The sequence below is a fragment of the Chthonomonas sp. genome (genome assembly GCF_035294165.1).
Classification (GTDB): domain Bacteria; phylum Armatimonadota; class Chthonomonadetes; order Chthonomonadales; family Chthonomonadaceae; genus Chthonomonas.
This window is the reverse complement of record NZ_DATGLN010000258.1, coordinates 1-3,586: the sequence shown is the minus strand read 5'-3', so window position 1 is coordinate 3,586 and position 3,586 is coordinate 1. Positions and strand designations below refer to the sequence as shown.

At 58.4% G+C, this 3,586-nt stretch carries 3 protein-coding genes and 1 pseudogene; 2 read left to right on the top strand and 2 right to left on the bottom strand.

Annotation, left to right across the window (positions count from 1 at the left end; translation table 11 throughout):
• Nucleotides 1-46: 46 nt before the first annotated feature.
• Together VKV29_RS14755 and VKV29_RS14750 are read left to right on the top strand one after the other, a co-directional pair.
• Nucleotides 47-1,429, top strand: coding sequence for a gluconeogenesis factor YvcK family protein (locus VKV29_RS14755; protein ID WP_324202085.1), 1,383 nt, complete (start codon nt 47-49; stop codon nt 1,427-1,429).
• 14 nt (nt 1,430-1,443) lie between these two features.
• Nucleotides 1,444-1,977 (top strand): NUDIX hydrolase, encoded by a 534-nt coding sequence (locus tag VKV29_RS14750; protein ID WP_324202084.1) that lies wholly within the window; start codon nt 1,444-1,446, stop codon nt 1,975-1,977.
• Here VKV29_RS14750 and VKV29_RS14745 read toward each other — a convergent pair.
• On the bottom strand, nt 1,964-3,361 hold the full coding sequence (locus VKV29_RS14745) for a tetratricopeptide repeat protein (protein ID WP_324202083.1): 1,398 nt from the start codon (nt 3,359-3,361) through the stop codon (nt 1,964-1,966). The genes VKV29_RS14750 and VKV29_RS14745 overlap by 14 nt on opposite strands.
• Before the next feature lie 87 nt (nt 3,362-3,448).
• Nucleotides 3,449-3,586 (bottom strand): annotated as a pseudogene (locus VKV29_RS15335) (acetyl-CoA synthetase); the annotation flags it as partial.

Genomic DNA, 3,586 nt, shown 5'->3' with positions numbered 1-3,586 from the left:
ACATCGCGATCTGCCCGAACCGTCTCAAGGCAAGGAGGCCTGAACGATGAACCGACGCTCTCCTCTTTGGAAATGGCTCTACCCCGGCATGCATGTTAAGCGCTGGATCGCTTTGGGGTTCATCGGCCTTATTCTTTTCCTTTTAGGGGCAGCGATCATGCTGCAAGCCCATCATGGTCGCCCACCGCTTATTCTTCGGCTGGCCCAGTGGATTATTCAGCATCTTCATGCGGGCATACATCCGGGGCTGTTCGGGTTAGGCCTTTTTCTATTGGGTGGTTTGCTCTGCCTGTTCGCCTTGGGTAAGCTCATTCAGTCGTTGATGAGCGCGCTCGACCCAGAGATCGCGCGCGGCGGCCTAGTAGATGTGGTCTACACACGCCGCAAGTTGGCGCAGGGCAAGCGCGTGGTGGTGATAGGAGGAGGGACAGGGCTATCCACGCTGTTGCGCGGTCTTAAGCGCTATACAAGCAACATCACCGCCATTGTCACCGTGGCCGATGACGGCGGCTCCTCCGGCAAGCTCCGGCGGCAGTTGAATATTCTACCGCCTGGTGATATTCGCAACTGTTTGGTGGCGCTCGCCGATGCCGAGCCGCAGATGACGGAGCTGTTTCAGTTTCGCTTTCGCGCGAGTATGGGCAGCGAACGATTGCCCGTCAACGGGGAAAATGCGCCTAGAGGAGACTATGCGGAGGGACTGCGCGATCACGCTTTTGGCAACCTGTTGATAGCGGCCATGTGTGCCATCAATAACGGCGATTTTGAGCGTGCCGTGCAGGAGACAAGCCGTGTTTTGAACATTCGAGGGCGCGTGCTGCCCTCCACAGTAACACCGGTGAAGCTGAGGGCGGAGATGGAAGACGGCTCGATATTGGAAGGAGAAACAACCATCGCCGAATCCCCGCTGCGCATTAAGCGAGTCGCTCTCGTTCCACTCGATCCAAACGATAAAATCTGCCCGGTAGAGGATGCTTTAGAGGCCATTGCTGAGGCCGACCTCATTGTGTTAGGCCCCGGAAGCCTCTTCACCAGCATTCTGCCCAACCTGTTGGTGCCGGGCATTCCAGAAGCCATCCGACGTTCGCAGGCGCAGAAGGTCTACGTCTGTAATGTGATGACCCAGCCGGGCGAAACCGACGGGTTCTCTGCCTGCGACCATGTGCGCGCTCTTGAGATACATGTGGGGCCGCGTCTGTTTACCTATGTTGTTGTGAACAACGCCGTCCCGGAGCCAAGGCTGCTAGAGAAGTATCGGCGTGCCGGCTCGGTTTTAGTGGAGCCTGATACCGACCGGCTAAAGGCGGAGGGCTATCGGCCGGTCGTGGGCGCTTTCATCAGCGAAACCGATGTGGTGCGCCACGATGCGGTGCTTTTGGCCGAGGCCCTGATGGCGTTGATCGGCGGTAAATCGCTGAGAAAAAGATAGAAAGAGAGAATCGAATGGACGAACTGAAGGAAGAGGTTATTGCCTCCGAGGAGATATTTCGCGGGCGCATCCTTCATCTGCACGTAGATAAGGTGCGTTTAGCAGATGGCACCGTGTCGCAGCGAGAGGTTGTGGAGCATCGCGGCGCGGTGTGCATTGTGCCCGTGAAGGAGGGGCATGTGCTGCTGGTGCGACAGTTTCGTTTGCCGGCAGGCAAGGTATTATTGGAGGCCCCTGCCGGTACATTAGAGGGCGACGAGCCAATTGATCAGGCGGCCGCGCGTGAACTGGAGGAAGAGACGGGCTACCGAGCCGGCAGGCTGCACTTTCTGGGCGCCTTCTACGTGGCTCCGGGCTACTCGTCCGAGAAAATCCACGCCTTTTTAGCCACGGAACTGACCGATGGAGAGGCCCATGCAGACCATGATGAACGCCTCCAGCCTGTTTCTGTGCCGATAGAGGAACTGCACCGGCAGATTCTGCGGGGAGAGATAGAGGACGCGAAGACGATAGCCTCTTTCTTTATGGCGCTGCCTAAGTTGGCCTAATACGGCCGTCTCTACCGATGAGATGGGCACGCAGTTGTTCGACAACCTGCCCGATAACGCTCTGCCAATCGCCTATCTGCGGCTGACGAAAAAGGCGCATCGTGGGGTACCAGATGGTGGTTTCTCCCACCATGCCCCAGCGCCAGTCGGGCGAGAAGGGCAGCAGCACCCAAACCGGCTTTCCCATGGCGCCTGCCAAATGAGCTGCCGCGGTATCCACGCTTATTATGAGGTCGAGTGCGGCGATGGCCGCCGCGGTGTCGGCGAAGTCGCGCAGTTCCGGTGATAAGTCTTGTACCCCCAACCGACGGAGAGTGGGTTGAGCACGCTCGGCAGCCTCTCCTTTTTGAAGGCTGTAGAAGGTTACTCCGGCGACCTCAAAGAGCGGTGATATATATTCGAGAGGGCACGACCGTCTTTTGTCGTTAGGGTAGCGGGGGTTGCCGGCCCAGACGATCCCAACGTGCAGCGTGTCGCCTTTTGGGGCGAGTTTGTCTTGCCAAACCGGCCCGAGTTTGGGTGGCGCCTTGATATAGGGAATAGACTGTGAGAGCGCACCGTGGGTTTTCCAGAGATGGTAAGGTAGGCTGAGCAAAGAGACGTGGAAGTCGAACGGAGCAGGGGGTGGGGCGGGCCGCATGGCAGGAAGAACGGCATCGGCATCGGCGCACCAACTCAAGAGGCGAGCTAGTTCTGGCTGACATTCCAGCAGAACGCGCGCGCCGGTAGCTCTTAGAGGCGTAAGATAGCGCAGGAAATGGAGGGTGTCGCCGAAGCCCCCTTCAAATCTCACGAGGATCGTGCGTTCTCGAAGCGGCTCTCCGTGCCACGGGCGACCCTGAGATAGAGGAGGCAGATTCACGGCAGCTAACTCTAGGCGGCGCTCAAAATCGCCAAAGCCCTCTTCATAACGACCCTGCAAAAGGGAAGTAAGCCCTCTATTCACCTGGAACTCGGCCGATTCGGGCTTCAGACTTGCCGCTTGCCGATAGCAGCACTCCGCCTTGTCAATAGCGCCAAGAGCGCGCCATACGTTGCCGAGCATGTTGTAGGCCTCGGCCATGTTGGGGGCAAGGGCCAGCGCCTGTTCGTAGGCAGCAATGGCTTCAGGGAAACGCTCTTGCACGGCCAACGCGCGCCCTAGATTGTAGTGCAGTTCCGCAAGGTCGTCCCGCATCGAGAGGGCACGCCGACAAAGCGCCTCGGCCTCTTGGGCTTCGCTATGCTCCAGCAAGAGAACGGCCATGTTGTTCAGCGCATAGATGTTGGCAGACTCTAGGGCTATCGCCTGCCGATAACACGCTAGAGCCTGCTTATGTTGCCCCTGCGCCCGCAACCTGTCCCCTTCAAGCCGCCGTTCTTCCGATGAGGCCCAGCTCACCATCTATCTCCTCACATGCCTTTCAAAAGCAGATTGTTGGTTTTCTCTCGTCTGCTTTTGAGGCGTAGCGGCTTGAGGCGCGCTGCTCGCTTAGGCTTCCGTCTCCTCGTACTTTTTGCGCAGGTTTGCCACTACGGTAGGATCGGCCAGAGTGGTTGTATCGCCAAGCACACGCCCTTCGGCGATGTCGCGCAGGAGGCGCCGCATGATTTTGCCGGAGCGTGTTTT